This window comes from Sanguibacter sp. 25GB23B1 (genome assembly GCF_040012415.1).
Lineage (GTDB): Bacteria > Actinomycetota > Actinomycetes > Actinomycetales > Cellulomonadaceae > Sanguibacter.
In genome coordinates, this window is record NZ_JBDYKL010000012.1 from 25,272 (window position 1) to 43,520 (window position 18,249).

Below are 18,249 nucleotides of genomic sequence, written 5' to 3' on the forward strand. Positions count from 1 at the left end.
GCTGGGCGGCAGACCGGAGCTGCGCGACCTCTGGCTGGTCGGAGCTAGGACGCGACGTACGCGATCCCGACGATGAATGCCGTCATGGCGAGCCCGGCGAGAACGAGCCACCACCACGGGAACCGGGCCGGCTCGACGACCGTGACGACCGGTTCCGGTGGCGGTACGGGTGCCGGCAGGGGGACGGGTACGGGCACCGGCGGCGGGGGCGGAGTCATGCTGCCGGTGCACCGTAGGCACACGTGGGCGGTGGGGAGGTTGAGCTCGCCGCAGGTCGGGCAGGGGACCGAGTAGGCGATGCCCTTCCCGGACGCGCCCGGGAGCCGTCGCATCGCCGCGTCGGCCTCCTCGTCGCTCGCCTGGACGACCACGGCGCTGCCCGACCAGAAGAGGGGGAAGTCGCACGCGTGGCAGAAGTCGCTCGCGTCCCGTCGGCCGGCGACGATGTCCGTGCGTGCTCCGCAGTCGGGGCACGTCACGCTCGTGTGCTGCATGGTGGTCAGTTCTCCGTCGGAGGTCGGGGTGTGGCGAGGTGCGGTCCGGGCTCGGCGCGGGAGTGCGGCCACACGAGCCGGTCGCCGACCCACAGCTGCGCCCGCACGTGCGCGGGGACCTCGTCGGCGACGAGGTCGATGAAGGCCCGCTCGGTGAGGTTACCCGTCGACTCGACACGCATGACCACCCACGCGGTGTCGTCGGGGGCGTCGCCGTCACGCCACACGCCTCCGCCGTCCTCGACGGCCGCGGGCGCGCCGCTGAAGAGCTCGAGGATCGAGCGCAGCCCGTAGGGCGTGCCCCGCCAGGCGAGCGTCCGGGCGGCTGTCTTCAGCACCTCGCGCTGGAGCTCCGGGCTCCCGGCGCCGTCGACGGACTCGAGGCCGATCCACGACGCGAGCCACGGGAGCATCTGCGGCGGCGCGAGGTCGGGGTCGGGCAGGTGCTCGAGGTTGTCCGCGTGCGCCATGAGGGTGTCCGCCTGCGCCTGGAACAGCTGGACGAAGCGCCGGAAGAAGTCCTCCTGGAGCATGGCCGGAGGCAGCTGGTCGACGAGCCAGTCGGGGCGCCTCATGCGCGCGCCGTCATCGGACCACGACGCGGTGGTCCGCCGAGAGGAACAGTGCGTCCCGGGAGAGGCGCAGCGTGTCCCGGCCAGCGCCGATGCGCGTCGCGTTGCGGACGTCGTAGTCGAAGAGCAGCACCTCGTCGATGCGCTCGATCCCCTCGATCGCCTCGACGAGCTGCATGATCGCCGACGCGGTGAGGTCGGCGTCGAAGGGCCAGCCGGCGCCGTCCGGTCCGCCGGTGAGCGGGTTGACGTACCTGTTGATCGTGTCGATCACACGCTGCCGCACGAGCGGTGCGGAGCGACCGGGCAGGGCGTGGAGCAGCACGGCCACGCTCACACCCTGGTAGTAGGGGGTGCCTACCTCGATCGAGGTTCCCACGAGGCGTCGCTCCTCGAGCGAGCGCGTGATGGTCGTGACGAGGTCGGCGGAGAGCGCGAAGTCGTCGAGGGTGTGCTCCCGCGGGTCCTTGCGGACCTGCGGGACGACGAGCACACGCACGGCGCCGGGTGCGCCGTCGGTCCGCGGGAGGCAGGCCGCGCGCGCGACCTCGACGGACGCCTCGCGGGTGATCCGCTCGTAGTCGCCGGCGGTCACGGCGCGCTCACCGGTCCGCAGGGTCAGCGGGCCGCGGACCTTGGCCTCGTCGACGCTCTCGGCATCGACGCCTCCCGTCCCGGGCACGAGGTTCGTCACGCGGGCGACGAACGGGACGGTCGAGCGCAGGGACGTGAGGGTCCCGACGCCGACGTTGCCGCTCGCGCCGCCGCCGTAGCGGTAGGCGGTCGCCTGGATCTGTGCGCCGTCGGGCGGGACGGCGCCGTGCTGACGGACGCTGCCGTCGGGGTAGCGCACGCTCGGCCCGAAGCGCACCTGGCCGGAGATGGAGTCCCACACGACGTGGTGGTCGCGGGGCCCGGAGGCGGAGAAGTCGCTCACCTCGGTCCACGTCGCGGCGACGTCGTGCCCGACGACACGGATGCCCTCCTCGTCCCGGCGGCGCGCGACCGGGGTGTGCGTCACCTGGAACGTCTGGTTCGGCACGCCGGTCGAGCGGCCGAGCACCTCGGCGGGCGCTGCAGCGGCGTGCTCGGCGGGCACGGTCACGCCGACCGCCGCCACGGTGAGCTCCTCGATCTGGGGCGACGCCTGGTACGTCGGCTGGCCCGGGAGCGGGCGCGTGAGGCGCGCCCGCAGCCAGTGCGACGCCGTCCCACCGAGGGTGAGCAGCTCATGCGTGTCGGGGAGGAGGAGGACCACGACCCCGTCGCGGTTGAGGCCACCCGTCGTGTCCGACTGGACCCGGGCGGGGATCCACGCCTCGCCCGACCACGCCTCCCACCGCAGCGGAGGGTTGCGCGGGTCGACGCCGATGCCTTCGGCGTGCGCGGTCACGGTGAGGCTCACGGCGAGGTTCGCGAGCGAGACGTCGAAGCCGAGGTAGACGGCGTCGTTCTCGGCGAGCGGCGTCGAGGTGAAGCACGCGAGCGACGAGCCGGGGTAGGTGAGGTCCTCCCACCCGTTCGTCGTCGTCTCCTGACCGGCCCGTGCGGTGTGCACCGCGACCAGGACGGGCGGCACGACGGTCGCTTCGGCCGTCGTCGTGAAGATGACCCCCGATCCCTCGGCGCTCGGGGTCGTCGAGACCGCGGTGCCGACGGGGACGATGACGATGCGCTCGGCCGGACCGGACAGCCAGAACGTGAGGTTGGTGCGTGCCACGCTCGGCGGGAACGGCTCGATGCCCACGAGGTTGAGGAAGTGCACGTACAGCCGCTCAGGCACCTGGTTGACGCGGAACAGCACCATCTCGCTCATCCAGGCGAAGAGCTCGATGAGCGCGACGCCGGGGTCGGAGACGTTGTGGTTCGTCCACTCCGGCGTGAACCGGGGGATGAGGCGCTTGGTCTCGTCGACGATGTCCTGGAAGGACCGGTCGTCGAGGTTCGGTGGGGGGATGGGCATCAGCTGTTGTCCTCGCGGGGGATCACGTAGAAGGGGTAGACGAGGTTGCGGCGGTCGTTGCTCGCCCGCACCCGGTAGACGATCTCGATGCGCACGAGCGACGAGTCGTCGTCGTCCTGCACCGGGCGCACGTCCTCGACCTCGATGCGGGGCTCCCACTGGGCGAGCGCGTCACGGACCGCCTGCGAGATGAGCCCGAGGAGGTTGGCGTTGACCGGCTCGAACAGCAGGTCCCAGATGCGACAGCCGAACTGCGGCCGCATGAGCCGCTCGCCGGGCGCGGTGAGGAGCACGACGTGGATCGAGTGGTCGAGGTCCTCGGCGCCGTTGGTCAGGGCGATGGAGCCGGTGTGGTCGACGGTGAGCGGCCAGCTGAAGCCTCGGCCGATGAAGGACGGGAGGTCGAACCCTGACGTGGTCAATTGATGTTCACCATCGCTCCCTTGATCGTCATCATGCCGCCTGCCTCGACGGCGGTCGTCCCCGAGCCCTTGACCTCGACCTGGGCGCCCGTGACCGAGGCCTTGGTCGTGGCACTGATGTCGATCGTCGGGGCCTTGAGGACGATCTTCATGTCGGCCGCGAACGAGATCTCCGTGCCGGTCACCGCGATCTTTCCCTTGCCGTCGAGCGTGATGGTCGACGACCCGGCCGAGATGGTCAGGGGCACGTTGTCCGGCACGCTGAGCTCGGCGCTGTCCTTGCCGAGCTTGAGCTTGTGCTCGAGGCCGGCGAGCGCGACGAGCACGTGCTGGGCGGCTGGGCTTGCGCCGTCGGAGAGCTCGACCACGTGGCCGAGGCGGGACGTGAGGGCGCGGGTGAGCACCTTCCCGTCCTTCTGGGCGGTCACCGCGCCGGGTGGCGCGTTCTCCGCACCGTAGAGACCGGCGAGCACGACGGGCCGGCGCACGTCGGCGCCCTCGAAGCCGAGGAGGACCTCGTCGCCGATCTCCGGCAGGGCGAGGAGACCGCGGTTCGCGCCGCCGCCGATCGCCGCGACACGCGCCCAGTCGGAGGTGATGGTCTCGGAGAGCACCGTGAACGTCACCTTGACGCGGCCGAGGTGGCCGGTGTCGTCGACGTCGCTCACCTTGCCGACGACCATGCCGTGGTGCGTGAAGCTCGACGTCGGGCTGCCGTGGTGGGCACCGAGCGCGGAGCGGAGCGTGGCGTCGGGGCGGTCGCCGGCGACGACCTCGGTGACGAAGCGGTGCGTCGAGTAGTGGTGGACGACCTCGCGGACGTAGTACCGGCCGGAGCCGGGCCCGGCGTCGTGCATGACGAACCAGCCGCCGGGCTCGAGCTCGGGACGGACGGAGAGGCGACCCCGTGCGACGACGTTGCCCTGGGACCGCAGTCCGGCGGTCGCGAGCTCGGTGGCCTCGACGCCGGTGAGCGGGTTGCTCGTCGTGTCGAGGACCGTGCCGCGGGCTGCCCCGGTGAGCTTGAAGGTCCTGGCGAGCTTCTCGGTGGAGGCGGGCCGGACCTCGTGGCCGCGGACGAGCTGGCTCGTGGTCGGGTCGATCCCGCGGACGGTGACCTCGGACGGCGCCGCCGACGTCAGCTGGGTGGAGAACTCGCTGATGTCCTCGCCGAGAGTGAGGTCCACAGGGCTCGTCCAGCCGGTGCGCTGCCCTGTCGGGTCCCAGATGTCGAGGTCGCCGTCGGTGACGATCCAGTCCTTGCCGAGACGGGCGGTGAGGTCGTTGATGAAGGCGAGGTCCGTGTCCGCCTGCAGCACGTAGGGCCGCAGCCCGGACGATCCGAGGTTCCCGACCCCGACCGCCGAGGTCTGCAGACGCAGCTTGATGATCTCCTCGTACGTCATGTCGAGGTACGTCAGGGCGCGGCTCGTTCGCGCGAGCCGGTGCGCGGCGTCCTCAGCGGTGACGACGAGCTCGGGACGACCGGACTGCCCGTGCTGCATCGCGACCCCGGTGATCTCCCCGGAGAAGACGACCCGGGACGAGCTCCCGCGCGTGTTGCTCTGTGCCGTCACGGAGAGCTTCTTGCCGATGCCGAGCTGGTTCGACTCCGCGAGCGCGTACTCGGGGTCGGAGTAGCGCACGGTGCACCGGCCGACCGTGCGGACGGCCCGCACGGTCCGCACCTCCGTGAGCGTCCATCGCCCACGCTCGGCCAGCAGGTTGTCGTCGACCCGCACGGCGGGGGAGAGGTGGACGCCGAGGGGCGTCGCGCTCACGAGATGTCCTCGAGGCGGGGGATCGAGAGCAGCGAGCCCGGGCGCAGCGACAGCGGGTCGGCGATGGCGTTCGCACCCGCGAGCGTGCGCCAGCGCGTCGAGTCGCCGTAGTAGCGGGCCGCGATGCGGTCGAGCGTCTCGCCGGACTGCACGCGGTGGACCTGGTGCGGCTTGGGGGTTCCCGACGTGGGGTTCTGCGGGCCGTAGCTGTTCGCGGGCTCGTACTGGTGGAGCGTCAGCGCGAGCGACGCGCGCAGCGGGATGCCGGTCGTCGAGAAGTACGTGTACGTGAGGGCGAGGTCGGAGATGACCGCCTTGAAGGAGTGGAGGTCGCCCCAGTGGAACGTCACGTACGGCGGACGGGCGTTGTTCGTCGCCTCGTTCGAGCCCGGCAGCGACGTGTCGATGTCCATGATCGCGAGGATCTTGTTCGTGTGCTCCGTCACCGAGACACCGTTGTGCGTCGTGTCGAAGAAGAGGTCGACGGACAGCGTCCCCGGGAGCGCGCCCGTGTAGTGCAGCCGTGGCACGCCTCGACCGGGCATGGACTCGCCGGCCCACGTGTTCGTGCGGCTGATCGTCAGCTGTGCCGGGTTGAACAGGCACGGCAGACGCACACCGCCCTCGATCTCGAGGAACGCCTTCTCTGGTGCGGACATCAGAACACCCCCGTGCTTCCGGAACCACTGCGGTCGAGCGCCTCGAGGAGCCGGTCCTCGACGCGTCGGACGACGCGGTCCTCGATGATCTGTGCCAGCTCGCCGTCGAGGCGCGCCGTGATGCGTCGGTCGAGGCTCTCGAGGACGCGCTGCTCCATGTCGCTGATCGACGTGTCGCCCGCGCCGGGGCCGACCCCGAAGGCGCCCCCGGCGGCGCGGGCGCGGTGCTGGCCGATCCTCGGTCCGTCGCTCATGGTGCGTCCTTCGTCTGGGATGGAGCCTTGTGGCCCCGTGAGTTGACGCCCGGTGATCGACCGCAGCACGCTCAGCTGGGCTGCGGTGTCGTCGGGCACGGGCGGTGGGGCGCCGTGCGGCGTCCGGCCGCGTGGACTCGGGCCGACCTCGGAAGACCGGTGGCTCCCCGGGCTCGGTGCAGGGCCCACCACCCGGGGCGCGGGGCGTACCGACGCCCAGCGCAGGATCGGCGGGGCGGCGCTCGCCGTCCCGCGTCGGGGGTCCGGTCGTCCTGCGGTGTCTCCGCCGGCGGTCCTGTCGCCTCGCTGCCGACTGGGCCGCGGTGTGCCCGGTGCTGCCGACGACGCCCCGTCCCGTGGGGCGAACGGTGTGCTCTCGACGTGCCACGTGGGAGCGGCGCCGCCGGACGGCCGGGCGCCACCCCGGGACGGGACGACGGAGCGCCCGGGACGGAACGCGCTGAGGCTCGTGCTCGCGTGCCCACCGAGGCCAGGGCCAACGGCCGCGCCGCCCGTGCGGATCGCGGTGCCAGCAGCGTTCGTGGTGCCGGCACTGCGAACGCTGCCGGTACCACCGGTGCTCCGGGAGCGACGACCGGTTGCACCGGCGGCACGGGTGAGCGTTCCGACGGACGCACCGGCGTCCGCGCTCGTCGACCGGACGGGCGTGGGCGCGGATCCTGCCCACCGGCGCAAGGTGGTGCGGGCGATGGGCAGGAGGACGCCCTCGAGGTGGGCGGCACCCGGGGCGGACGGCGCTGCGCCCGCAGTCGCGCCGACGGCGGCCCGGGCGTGGGTCCCGTGCGCGCTCGCGGCTTGAGCGTTTGCGGGGGGCGGGTGCTGGGCGTCGTGCGCCGATCCTGACTGGATCGACCGTCGGAGCGGACCGACTGCTGCGCCGACGAGCGCGCGCGGGCGCTCTGCCGGGACCGGACCGAGGTCGTACGACGAGCGCGAGGAGGCGGGGGAGCGACCGTCGGTCCGGTCGCGTCCCGTCGACGTCGCCGTCGGGGACGGGGACGGGGACGGTGCAGTCGGCGGGGTGTGGGAGGACAGCGACGCGACCGCGCTCAGCGGGGCGGCAGCGAGCATCGTGGGCGACGCCACGGCTGCCGACCGTGAGGCCGCGGTCGAGGTGACCGGGCGCGAGCCGGCGACCTCCGCGAGCGGACGGCGGGGTGACGTGCTCGTAGCTGTTCCGGTGGCGGGTGCGGCTGTCCCCGGAGCTGCCGTGAGGGGCGCAACGATCCCTCGCGGCAGACTAGGTACCGCGCCCAGCTGGTAGGCAACCCCCGCACGACGACGGGCGGAGAGGTGGCTCGTCGCCGAGACGTGGTGCGGGGTCTCCAGACCGGTCGTCGGACGGGCGTGCGTCAGCGGCATCCGTCGGATCGTCGCTGTGCGCGCTGCCGGTGACGGAGCGGATCGAACCGGCGCCGGACGACCCGACTCCGGCGCGGCCCCGCGCACGACCTGCCCGGCGCCGGAGGGCTGGTAGAGCTGCCCGAGGTCGATGAGCGAGCGGCCGCGAGCGATCGTCCCCACCGAGCGGGAGGCACGCGCAGCGACGGGACGAGGCGTCGTGACGGGACGAGGCGTCGTGACGGGACGAGGTGTGGTGGCGGGACGAGGTGTGGCGACCGGAGGTCGAGCAGCGTCGGGTCGTGGTGCGGCGATCGTGCCCGACGCGGCGGCAGGCCGTGGAGCAGGGCTCTGACCCGACGCAGGGGTGGGGAGGGGGGAATCTACCGAGGGGCGCGCGCCGACGGAGGGGGCAGGCAGATGCGGTGAGGACGACGCGGCGGTGGCTAGGTCCGTGGCGCCCGTGGGTGCGGAGATGCGTGCGGAAGCGCCGAGGGAGCGGTGCGGCGTCGTCGCGGCGAGCGCGGTCAGACCGGTCGACGCAGCACGCTCCGTCACGGCTTCGAGCGCTCGGCGGGGCGGGTGACCAGCAGTCGCGCCGCGCTGCAGCGGTCCCACCCCTGCGGAGACGGGCGCACCGGTCAGGGCGCGACGGGCGGTCGAGTCGCGGAGCTGTCGGTCGAGGAGACCGGCACCGCCGAGGAGCGCCCGGCGCAGGACGCTCGGTCGTGCAGGGTTCTCGGTGCTGGGAGCCACGGTGCTCGGGGGCGCGGTGCTCCGGGGCGCGTGGGCTGGTGCGGCTGTGCCGCCCGGTGCGGCGGTGCCTAGGGCCGTCCCGGGCGCCGGCGCGTGGACGGCGGGCCCTGCGGGGTCGAGGACCGAGTCGCTGCTGCTCGCGCTCGCAGCGTCGACGCTCCGCGTGGACGTGTGTGGGCTCGCGCTCGAGGCCACGGTCGTCGGAGCTCCGGAGCGGCTCGTGGACCGGGCGAACGTGTGCTGGCCGGGTGCCTGCGCCCGGTGAGCGGGCGCGGACGGCCCCGAGCCGGACAGCACCGAGCCGGAGGACACGGACGGAGCGGAGCGGGTGCCTCCGGCGGTACGGGCGGCCTGCTGTGCAGCGGCCCTCAGGGCGTCGGTCTGCTGCGCGGACCTCGGCGGGCAGACGCATCGGGATCGGCTTCGGTGCCGTGGTCTGGGAGAAGGAGCCGGGTGTCCACGTCTTCTCGTCGGGCACGCGCTGCACCACGCGGGGCAGGCCGCGGGCGGGCAGGGCGGCCGAGAGATCCTGGCGCGGTGGCAGCGCAGGGCGCGGCGCCGCCGTGCTCGACGACCGTGCCGGCACTGCGCCGGCAAGCACCGTGCCGGCAAGCACCGGTCCGGCAAGCACCGGTGCGGCACGACGCGAGGACGTCTGGTGTGCAGCGTCCGCTTCAAGGGTGCTGCGCCGAGGCGCGCCGGCGTCGAGGGGCGCAGCGGTGTCGGCGGTGGTGTCCTGCGCGGTACGGAGCGTCGGGTGCCACCACCGGGGGGAGCCGACGGTCCCGGCCGAGGGTGCCGTCACCGGCCGCGGCGCGCTGATGCTCCCGCGCGGCGAGGTGGTGACCTGCCGTCGGAGCTGGGAGGAGCGGGCGGTGGACCGTGCGAAGACCATGGAGTCGGCGGCGAGCCGGCCCACGAAGCCTGCGGTGAACCGCGCCTCGAAGGCAGCCGGTCGCCGCAGCGGTTCGCCCGTGGGCACGTCGTCCGGGGACGGTCCCGGTGCTGTGTGGGGCGTCATGAGGTCGTCTTCGCTCGGAAGCCGTTGTGCGCGACCTCGAGGCGCTCCATGAGCGCCGTCTCGGACTCGACGCTGAAGGACGGCCCGTGCCACGAGACGGCGAACACGCCGTCGAGCTCCCACGCCCTGAGGCGATCCCCGGTGAAGCTCAGCGCGGTGACGGCACCGGTCGACTTCTTGAGCTTGTTGCCGTTCGCCGCGAAGTTCTCGCCTGCGGAGTTCGCGACCCACGTGAACAGCGCGTCGGACTCGACGAGCCCGCGCGTGAACACGAGGTTCGGCCACTCGAGCACGCCGGGCAGCTTGTGCACGTACGCGTTCTGACCGCCCTCGACGTGGTGCTCCACGCTGACCGAGAGGGCGAGGCCGCTGATCTCCCGGAAGGTGCCGATGGGCACACCGTCGACCTCGAAGAGGAACCACGAGCTGTTGCCGGGCTCGCCGCCGAGGACCTGGCTCTCAGATGGACTCACGGACTGCCTCCCATGCTCGGTCGTTCAACGAGGAGACCGCGCGGACCATGCGGACCCGGTCGAGGTGCTCGAGGTCCATGAGGTCGGCCAGCGGCCAGTGCAGGTGATACGCGAGATAGGCGATCTCCTGCCACAACGCCTCTGCGGGGTAACGGAGCATGGTGCTAGCGAGCGTCCTGTGGGATCTCTTCGATGGAGGCGCGACGCGCGTAGGTCACCGAGGAGCTGACGGGCGGGAGACCCGCGCGCCCCGGGACGCTCCCGGTGCTGTCCTGCGCGTCGGTCGGGGCGTCCTGGGCAGGCTCCGGTGCTGCGGGTGCCTCCTGCGGGGTCGCAGCAGCCTGGATGGGAGGCGCGAGCGCCTCGCGCTGGGCGGCGAGGAGCTCCTCGTACTCTGCCTGGCTGCCGAAGTTGATGACACCGTAGAAGTCCTGGAGGAACGCGAGGTCCGCAGCGAAGAGGTTCTCGATCTCGTGCGTCGTGACGAGCTCGAGGTCGCCGAGGCGCTCGACGACCCGGGCGAGGATCACGACGGTGAGCCGCGGGTCCTCGGGGCCGTCGACCGAGGGGTCACGCAACGGCTCGAGCTCGTCGCGAGCCGTCGCCAACCGCATGACGCCCTCACGGTGCACGGTCCCGCGCGGGTCGAGGTACCCGCGCGGGAGCGTGAACGTGAACTGGGTCTGCAGGGTCACTTGACCCGCTCGAGCCGCTCGATCTGCAGGGTGATGGACTCCTTGACGACCTCGCTCGAGTCGACGCTCAGCTGGTCGGTCGAGATCTTGCTCGGCCACGAGTTGAAGAAGTTGAAGCGTGCGACCTCGTTGCGGGCGGAGTCGTAGAGGACGATCGACCCGTTCTTGCGCTGCCCGGCACGGTCCGTGGCGGCGAGGCCGGTCCCACGGATGTCGTTGAACCACTTCCACATCTTGTCCGACGGGGAGTCGAGCGGGGCGACGCGGGAGAGCGTGAGCTCGGGTGCCTTGGTCGTCGCGCCGAGGCTCTTGATCTCTTCCTGGGCCCCGCCGGAGCCGGACTGCTTGGACGTCGAGACGGAGACCTCGATGTCGAGGCCGGAGACGGACATGAGCGACGAGATGACGGCTCCGTCGATCTCGAGGAAGAAGTTCTGCGCGATGATCGGGTCGTTGGTAAAGAGGCCTTCTGCCACTGTGACTCCTCAGTCAGGTGTTGGGGCGGAATGGTGTCCGCGGGGGACGAGCGGTGAGCGGAGGTCAGTTCGCGGACTGCTTGTTCTGGCTGATGCGGAAGATGACGAACTCCGCGGGCTTGACGGGCGCGAGGCCGACCTCGACGACGAGCTTCCCGGCGTCGATGGACTCGGGCGTGTTCGTCGTGGAGTCGCAGTTGACGAAGTACGCCTGACTGGCGGACGCACCGAAGAGGGCGCCTGCCTGCCACAGGCCGTGGAGGTAGCCGGTGAGCGTCCGGGTCACGCCTTCCCAGAGCTTGACGTCGTTGGGCTCGAACACGGCCCACTGCGTCCCCTCGAGGATCGTCGACTCGACCATGTTGAACAGGCGACGGACGTTGATGTACTGCCAGTCGGTGTCGGACGCGAGGGTGCGGGCGCCCCAGATGCGGATGCCGCGCGTCCCGAACGGGCGGATGGCGTTGATGCCGAGCGGGTTGAGGAGCGCCTGCTCGTTCTGGGTGATGTTGCGCTCGACGTCGAGGACGCCGCGGATGGTGTCGTTGGCCGGGGCCTTCCACACGCCGCGCGTCTCGTCGGTGCGCGCCCACACGCCGGCGACGTGACCGGACGGCGGGATGAGGACGTCGGCCTTGGACGCACCGGGGACGGGGTTCTCGACCTTGATCCACGGGTAGTAGAGCGTCGCGAACGCAGAGTCGTACTGCGCGGTCTCGGAGCGCCACTCCTTGATCTGCTGCGGTCCGAACCCGGGAGGGGCGTCGAGGATCGCCATGCGGTTGGGGTGCAGCTCGCAGTGCGCGATGAGCGCGGTCTGCACGGCCTTCCACAGGTCGAGGTCGAGCGTGCCGTCCTCGCGCGTCGCGGCGGTGACGAGGTCGGGGACGGCCACGATGGTGACGTCCTCGGCGATGGCGAGACCGTTGATGCCGGTGCGTGCGCTCTCGGAGCCGGCGAACTTGCGTCCGTTCACCGGCACGGAGATCGGGGTGGCCTTCTCGAGGGAGTAGACGCCCGGCTTGAGGATCTGGAGCTGGCTGTCGAGGCTCGTCTTCTCCTCGAGCTTGATCTCGACCTTGACTCGCGTGGAGGTCTTGTTGATGACCGTCGCTGCGTCCTGCGCGCCACCGATGGTGAGGTCCTCGTACGTCTCGACGATCTCGTCGCCCTCGAGGATCGTGATCGTGAACGGCGACGGGCCGTCGATGTCGTCGTCCGAGTCGACGTTCTCGACCGCGACGGAGATGTTGGCGTCGGGCTCGATGCTCTCGATCGCGATCGGCAGGCCGAGGGCACGGTCCATCGCGGGCAGCGAGACGCTCGACGGCTCGCCCGCGGGCTTCACGTTGGGGATCCGGACGATGTACGCGAACGCGCCACCGTTGAGGAAGAAGCCGTAGACGGACAGGGGGAGCACGGCGCCCTCGACGAAACCTCCGTAGAGGGCCTCGAACTGGGTCCAGCTCGTCACGAGCCGCGGCGCGAGGCCTTCAGGGTCGGTCGAGTCGTCGGACGGGGCGCGCTCCGTGAAGCCGACGAAGGCCGCCACGGCTGTGGGCGCGGACGCCAGGACCTTCTGGGACGACGGGATCTCTTCGATGTAGACGCCGGGCGCGGTGTAGGTAGGCACAGAGCACTTCCTCTTCCTAGGTGGTGGACCGCCCGTCGTCGAGTCTCGCCCGCGGATTCCGCGGGAGACACATGAGTGGGGCACGCTTCGCAGTCACGTTAGGTGGGGGCCGCAGGCGCGGACATCGGTAGTCGCTACGCATCTTTTGCGCGGAGGGTTCACGACAGGCGTGGAGAGCGGCCGAAGCGCGGGTCCGGGTGCAGGAACGCCCGGGTGAAGAATTCCCAGGTAGGACGTCCGGCCCTTGCCCCGGACCTATTTTCTATGAAAAGGACACGTCTAAAGGGCCTGGTCACGGCCGCTCGAATGGGGTCTCTGCCCGATGTTGCGGACATTTGTCGCCGAGTGGCATCAACGGATGGATGTTCGAGGAGGTCCTTCGCACGCCGTCGGGCGCAGCGACGCCGTCATCGCTCGGGACGAGGACCTCGCGCGCGTCCAGGTCGCCCTGGCGGCCGGGCGCAGCGTTCTCGTCTTCGGCACGATGGGTGCCGGCAAGACCCACCTCGTCGACACGTTCGCCGCATCGTCCGCGTTCTACGTGACGCCTGCACCCGGCGCGCGGGCCGAGCGTACGGCCACGGACGGTCCCGACGCGCCGGTATGGGTGAGCGTGCGCGGCGACCGGGCGGCGGGCGGACGGCCGCTCGCCGCGCTGCTGTCGGTGCTCCCGGACGTCGAGATCGACCCCGCCGCGCCGCTCGGCGTCGTGCGGGGAGCAGTACTGCGCAGCCTGCGCGTCCTCACGGCCGGCCGGCCGGTCATCGTCCGGGTCGACGGGGCCGAGCACCTGGACCCGCTCAGCGCCGCGGTCCTCGCTGGGCTCGCCCGCCAGGAGGACCTCCAGCTCGTCGCCACGCTCCGCGACCACGTCGCGGGGCGGAGCCCGTGGGTCGAGCTCTGGCGCGACGGGGTCGCCGACCGGATCGACCTCGCCCCGCTGACGCGCGCGCAGGTCGACAGGTGGGTGATCGAGCGCCTCGGAGGCTCGGTCAGCGCCGAGGCGGCCTACCAGCTGTGGCGAGCGAGCGCCGCGAACCCGCTCCAGCTCGTCGAGTCGACGAGCAGCGCGCTCCAGAGCGGGACGTTGCGCCACGAGTCCGGGGTGTGGCTGTGGTCCGGGGACCTCTCCGTGAGCACACGGATGACCGAGCTGGTGCTCCACGAGATCAGGGGACTCGACGCCTCCGCCCGCCGGGCGCTGGAGCTCGTCGCCGTCGCGCGAGGCATGGACCGCGACGTCCTCGAGCGGATCGTCGCGCCACCGGTGGTCGACTCCCTCCTCGAGGAGGGGCACGTGGCAGTCCGCTACGCACGGCAGGGCCGCGCCCGGCGGTCCCGCGCACCGCAGCTGCGCTGCTCGCCCCTGTACGCCCGGGTCCTGCAGGAGCTCTCGACCCTCGCTCAGCGCCGCGAGATCATCTCGACCCTGAGGATGATCCGCGGAGAGACCGAGACGACCTCCGAGTCGGCGCTCATGCGCTCTGTCGCGGCCGCGCTCGAGTGCGGTCTCACCGAGCCTCCCGAGCGCGTCGTCCTCGCGCTGGAGGCCGGGCTGCGCGCCGGCAACGCCGAGTTCGTCGCACGCCTCGCGACGATCGCGCTCTCGGTGGTCGACCGAGGGACGTCGGTACGCCTCGACGTCCTGCGCGCACGGGCCGTCGCGTGGCGGTTCCTCGACCGGCCCGACAAGTGCCTCCAGGACCTCGCGCAGGTCCGCTCCGAGCTCGACCAGGTCCCGCTCGACGACATGGCCCACGTCGGGCACGTCATGGCGATGGCCGAGACACGGGCCGCGATCGAGCAGTACCACCAGAACGACCTGGGTGCGGCCCTGGGGACGCTCGCGTTCGCCTACCAGGAGGTGGCGGCGCGGCTCGGCGGGGCCGTCCCGCCCGACCTCGCGCTGCGCTTCCAGGTGATGCGGCTCGTCTGCGTCGGCTGCGCAGGTCGTTTCGACGAGGTCCGTCCCGACGCCCTCGCGGTCCTCGCCGGCTCGGCCGCCGGTTCCCCGGCCGTCCTCCCTCTCGTCCCGCTCGTCATCATGGACCTCACCCAGGTGGGTCGTCTGCACGAGGCTCAGCAGCTCGCGCAGCAGTACACGGGCATCGCCCTGGCGGACGTGGAGGCGGCGCCGTGGGCTGCCGCAGAGATCCTCAGTGCGGGATACCTCACGCTCATCGCTCTCGGTGAGGTCGAGCAGGCCGAGCAGGTCGTGGCGATGCTCTCCGACGACGACGTGCCGTTCAACACCGAGCGCATCACGGGACACCTCGTCCGGGGTGGACTCGCGACGCTGCGCGGCCGATGGTCCGACGCGCGCAGCGAGCTGCACTCGGCGAACGTCCAGCTCGGGGTGGCCGACGTCGTCGGTCTCTCGGCCATGAGTCTCGTCTCCGAGGCCGTCGCCGCGATCGCTTCGGGGGACGCCGTCTCGGGCCGTGCTCTCGTCGCCCGGGCCGAGCGCGCTCCGGCACGCCTGTTCGGCGCGTACACGGCAGCGGAGGTGCGGTTGCTGCACGTCGATGCGCAGGCCTGGCTGCGCGCTCCTGACCTGTACGAGACGGCCCTCGCCCTCGCCGACTGGGCGGCTGAACGAGGACTGCGGCGGGTCGAGCTCGACGCTCTCCACCGTGCTGTGCTCGCCCTCCACGCGGACGGCAAGACCGCCCGAGGGAGCGACCTGCTCGAGCGGGCGCACGCCGTCGCGGCCGGCGTCGACGGGCGGCGCGCCGAGGCGCTCCTCGCGCACGTCACCGCCATGTTCACCGCCGACCAGGACCTCATCCTGGTCGCGTCTCGAGAGCTCTGCGAACGGGGGGTGTGGTTGCCGCTGACGCAACCCGCCGTGGCGCTCACCCGGCGCGAGCAGGAGATCGCAGGGCTCGCGGCCGGAGGCCTGAGCAGCAAGCAGATCGCCGAGCGGCTCGTGCTGTCGGTGCGTACGGTCGACTCCCACCTGTCGCGCATCTTCGCGAAGGCGGGCGTCCGCAACCGCCGGGAGCTCGCCGCGGTGCTCCGCGGCTGATCCCGGGCGTCAGGCGTCAGGCGTCAGGCGTCGGTCGTCTCGGGTGTCCGTGCGCTGGTCTCTACCGGCACGGGGCGGCGGTCCGTGCCACGTGTGCGCAGGCGTCTCGTCGTCCATAGCGCGACGAACCAGACGAGGGCTGCGACGGCGAGCCAGGGGAGCGTCACGCCGATGACCACGACGATGACCGCGAGCGTGGACGCGAGCGCCTCCCACCCGGTGACGAGCCCGCCCCAGAAGCCCGTGGTCTCCTCGTCGGGGACGGTCGGCTCGGTCGTCAGGGTGATGACGAGCGTCGAGAGGTCGACCTGGTCCGCGAGCGCGTTGCGCTGCGCCTGGAGGCTCTCGAGGTCTCCCTGACGTGCCGTGAGGGTGGACTCGGCGTCGAGCAGGTCGGCGGTCGTGGCGGCGGTGCTCATGAGCGTCTCGAGGCGGGTCGCGGACGTCTTGAGGGCCTTGATCCGGGCGTCGAGGTCCCGGGCCTGGCCGCCGACGTCGGTCGAGCTGATGCGGGTCGCCTCGACGGTGCCGATCTCGGCGAGCGCGGTGATGGTGGGTGTGACCTTGTCTGCCGGTACCCGGACGGTGAGGTCGGCGCGGGGTTCGGACGTCTCGGTGCGGGCCTGCTCGACGCGCTGCTCGGTCCGGCCGCCGGCCTGCTCGACGAGGGTGCTGATCTCCTGTGCGGCAGCGACGGGGTCGGTCACGACGACCTCGATCGTGCCGGTGGTCACCATCTGCTGGGTCTGCTCGGCAGCACTGCGGGCACCGGAGTCGCCGTCCGCTGCGGCCTCGACGGCCTGCGGGGCGACCTCGGCATCGGCCTGCGAGACCGCTCCGCTGTCCTGTGCCCCGTCGCTCGCGCAGCCCGCGAGGAGGCCCGCGGCGACCAGCCCGGAGGCGAGCACGAGGACGATCCGGGGCGGGGCAGAGCGGTGGTGAGCGGCGGCAGGGGTGCGGGTCATGGTCAGAGACTAGGCAGCGAGCCGCGAGCAACCGGGCCGGAAGACCTGTTCGTGACCGTACCGTGAGCGAGATGTGACGTGAAGGCTCGTGCGGGGTGCCTTGACACGGCCCGACGGGGCCGGTGCACTGACTCTTATGGGAGAGCAGCGTGCCGACTGGGGGTGGCGGGCCGCCACGGCGGCGCTCCGACCGAGCGACAAGGTGCTGCCGGAGCACGCACGCGCCCACAACCGTGCGCTCGTCCTCAAGCACCTGTTCCACGAGGGGCAGACGTCGCGGGCGGACCTTGCTCGTGCGACCGGGCTGACCCGGGTGACGATCTCCGACCTCGTCGGCGTCCTGCTGGCGGCGGGGCTGGTCGAGGAGCTCGGGACGCGGATGGAGGGGCGCGTCGGGAAGCCGGCGATCCTCCTGGGTCTGCGCTCCACCGCCTTCCAGATCGTCACCGTGGACGTGGGGACGGGCCCGGACCTCGTGGGGGGTGTGGTGGACCTCGCGGGCACGTTCGTCGTCCGGCGGTCGCTGCCCATCGACGGGGCGACGGGAGACGCGCTCGTCGCATTCCTCACGCGCTTCGCGCGGCTGCTGGTCGCAGCGGCGACGCGACCGGTCATCGGCGTCGGTATCGCTGCCCCGGGGGTGATCACGAGCACGGGCGTGGTCACACAGGCCCCGAGCCGCCGGTGGTTCGACGTCGCGCTGGGGGAGCGTGTCACGGCCGCTCTGGGGCTCCCGGTGCACGTGGTCAACGACGCGAACGCGACGGTCCTGAGCGAGTTCACCTACGGGGGCGCGGACGGCGCGGGACTCATGGTCATCATGGTGGGCGAGGGGGTCGGTGCAGGCATCGTCCTCGACGGCGTGCGTGTCCGCGGTCACGGTGACGCGGCAGGAGAGATCGGTCACGTCCGTGTGGTGGAGGATGGGGGCGCGTCGTGCCACTGCGGGCGGGCAGGGTGCCTGGAGACGGTGCTCTCCGTCCGGGCGCTGCGGGCACGGCTCGGGGGGCTCGACGCGGCGGCGGCGGTGCGTGTGCGTGCGGAGGTGGGTGTGCTGCTGGGCATCGCCCTGGCGCCGGTCGTGGCGACGTTGAACCTCGCCGAGGTGGTCCTCAGCGGACCGGTCGACCTGCTCGACGGAGTCCTGCGCGAGACGGCGCAGGAGACCGTCCAGGACCGGACGATGCCGGCGATCGGGCGCGGCTTCCGCATCCGGATGGCCGTCCGACCGCAGGACGACGTCATGGCGGGCGCGGCGGCCGTCGTCCTCGCGCGCCAGTTGGGGGTCTCTTGAGGTGCGGACGTAGACTCGCCCTCATGAACGATTCCCCGTCGATGAGCACCGGACCCCTCGATCCGTTCGACAACCCGGGCGACTCCGGCTCCGGCACGTCGACGAGCGTCCTCGAGCGCAGCGAGACCCGTGAAGAGGTCGAGCCGGGTGACCACGAGCGCTTCGCCCACTACGTCCGCAAGAACAAGATCATGGATTCCGCCCTGAGCGGCAAGCCGGTCATCGCCTTGTGCGGGAAGGTCTGGGTGCCGGGTCGCGACCCGAAGAAGTTCCCGGTCTGCCCGATCTGCAAGGAGATCTACGACGGGCTCCGCAAGCCGCAGGACGACGAGCCCGGCTCGGGCTCGGGCGACAGCGGCACGTGAGCTCTGAGCTGGACCAGCACTCCGGAACTCCCGCAG

At 71.9% G+C, this 18,249-nt stretch carries 16 protein-coding genes; 3 read left to right on the forward strand and 13 right to left on the reverse strand.

Features of this window, described 5'->3' with window-relative positions; translation table 11 throughout:
- Positions 1-44: 44 nt before the first annotated feature.
- The 12 genes from ABKW26_RS08820 to ABKW26_RS08875 form a co-directional block, all read right to left on the reverse strand.
- Complete coding sequence (locus tag ABKW26_RS08820; protein ID WP_348592795.1) at positions 45-494, reverse strand: hypothetical protein; 450 nt, start codon at positions 492-494, stop codon at positions 45-47.
- A 5-nt stretch (positions 495-499) separates the two neighbouring features.
- Complete coding sequence (locus tag ABKW26_RS08825; protein ID WP_348592797.1) at positions 500-1,069, reverse strand: phage tail protein; 570 nt, start codon at positions 1,067-1,069, stop codon at positions 500-502.
- 10 nt (positions 1,070-1,079) lie between these two features.
- Positions 1,080-3,029, reverse strand: coding sequence for a putative baseplate assembly protein (locus ABKW26_RS08830; RefSeq protein ID WP_348592799.1), 1,950 nt, complete (start codon positions 3,027-3,029; stop codon positions 1,080-1,082).
- On the reverse strand, positions 3,029-3,451 hold the full coding sequence (locus ABKW26_RS08835; RefSeq protein ID WP_348592801.1) for a GPW/gp25 family protein: 423 nt from the start codon (positions 3,449-3,451) through the stop codon (positions 3,029-3,031). Before ABKW26_RS08835 ends, ABKW26_RS08830 begins: the two co-directional genes overlap by 1 nt.
- Positions 3,448-5,232, reverse strand: a complete 1,785-nt coding sequence (locus ABKW26_RS08840; RefSeq protein WP_348592803.1) for a phage baseplate assembly protein V — start codon at positions 5,230-5,232, stop codon at positions 3,448-3,450. The genes ABKW26_RS08835 and ABKW26_RS08840 overlap by 4 nt, the downstream gene beginning before the upstream one ends.
- Positions 5,229-5,891, reverse strand: a complete 663-nt coding sequence (locus tag ABKW26_RS08845; protein WP_348592805.1) for a LysM peptidoglycan-binding domain-containing protein — start codon at positions 5,889-5,891, stop codon at positions 5,229-5,231. The genes ABKW26_RS08840 and ABKW26_RS08845 overlap by 4 nt, the downstream gene beginning before the upstream one ends.
- Complete coding sequence (locus ABKW26_RS08850; protein ID WP_348592807.1) at positions 5,891-8,575, reverse strand: hypothetical protein; 2,685 nt, start codon at positions 8,573-8,575, stop codon at positions 5,891-5,893. Before ABKW26_RS08850 ends, ABKW26_RS08845 begins: the two co-directional genes overlap by 1 nt.
- Before the next feature lie 705 nt (positions 8,576-9,280).
- Positions 9,281-9,757: a phage tail protein gene (locus tag ABKW26_RS08855; RefSeq protein ID WP_348592809.1), complete on the reverse strand. Its 477-nt coding sequence runs from the start codon at positions 9,755-9,757 to the stop codon at positions 9,281-9,283.
- Positions 9,744-9,917 (reverse strand): DUF6760 family protein, encoded by a 174-nt coding sequence (locus ABKW26_RS08860; protein WP_348592811.1) that lies wholly within the window; start codon positions 9,915-9,917, stop codon positions 9,744-9,746. Before ABKW26_RS08860 ends, ABKW26_RS08855 begins: the two co-directional genes overlap by 14 nt.
- Before the next feature lie 4 nt (positions 9,918-9,921).
- Positions 9,922-10,452 carry a hypothetical protein gene (locus ABKW26_RS08865; protein ID WP_348592813.1) on the reverse strand — a complete coding sequence of 177 codons (531 nt, stop codon included), beginning with the start codon at positions 10,450-10,452 and terminating at the stop codon, positions 9,922-9,924.
- A complete protein-coding gene (locus ABKW26_RS08870; protein WP_348592815.1) occupies positions 10,449-10,928 on the reverse strand; it encodes a phage tail protein in 480 nt (159 codons plus the stop codon). The genes ABKW26_RS08865 and ABKW26_RS08870 overlap by 4 nt, the downstream gene beginning before the upstream one ends.
- Positions 10,929-10,992: 64 nt before the next feature.
- Complete coding sequence (locus ABKW26_RS08875; RefSeq protein WP_348592817.1) at positions 10,993-12,561, reverse strand: phage tail sheath subtilisin-like domain-containing protein; 1,569 nt, start codon at positions 12,559-12,561, stop codon at positions 10,993-10,995.
- A gap of 358 nt (positions 12,562-12,919) precedes the next feature.
- Between ABKW26_RS08875 and ABKW26_RS08880 the strand changes: the two genes are divergently transcribed.
- Complete coding sequence (locus ABKW26_RS08880; RefSeq protein WP_348592819.1) at positions 12,920-15,589, forward strand: LuxR C-terminal-related transcriptional regulator; 2,670 nt, start codon at positions 12,920-12,922, stop codon at positions 15,587-15,589.
- A gap of 23 nt (positions 15,590-15,612) precedes the next feature.
- Here the strand turns inward: ABKW26_RS08880 and ABKW26_RS08885 are convergent, their stop codons facing one another.
- A complete protein-coding gene (locus tag ABKW26_RS08885; RefSeq protein WP_348592821.1) occupies positions 15,613-16,554 on the reverse strand; it encodes a DUF4349 domain-containing protein in 942 nt (313 codons plus the stop codon).
- A gap of 136 nt (positions 16,555-16,690) precedes the next feature.
- Here ABKW26_RS08885 and ABKW26_RS08890 point away from each other — a divergent pair, with 136 nt between their 5' ends.
- Positions 16,691-17,848 (forward strand): ROK family transcriptional regulator, encoded by a 1,158-nt coding sequence (locus ABKW26_RS08890; protein ID WP_348592823.1) that lies wholly within the window; start codon positions 16,691-16,693, stop codon positions 17,846-17,848.
- 41 nt (positions 17,849-17,889) lie between these two features.
- Positions 17,890-18,213 carry a DUF3039 domain-containing protein gene (locus tag ABKW26_RS08895; protein ID WP_348592927.1) on the forward strand — a complete coding sequence of 108 codons (324 nt, stop codon included), beginning with the start codon at positions 17,890-17,892 and terminating at the stop codon, positions 18,211-18,213.
- The last annotated feature ends 36 nt before the right edge of the window (positions 18,214-18,249 follow it).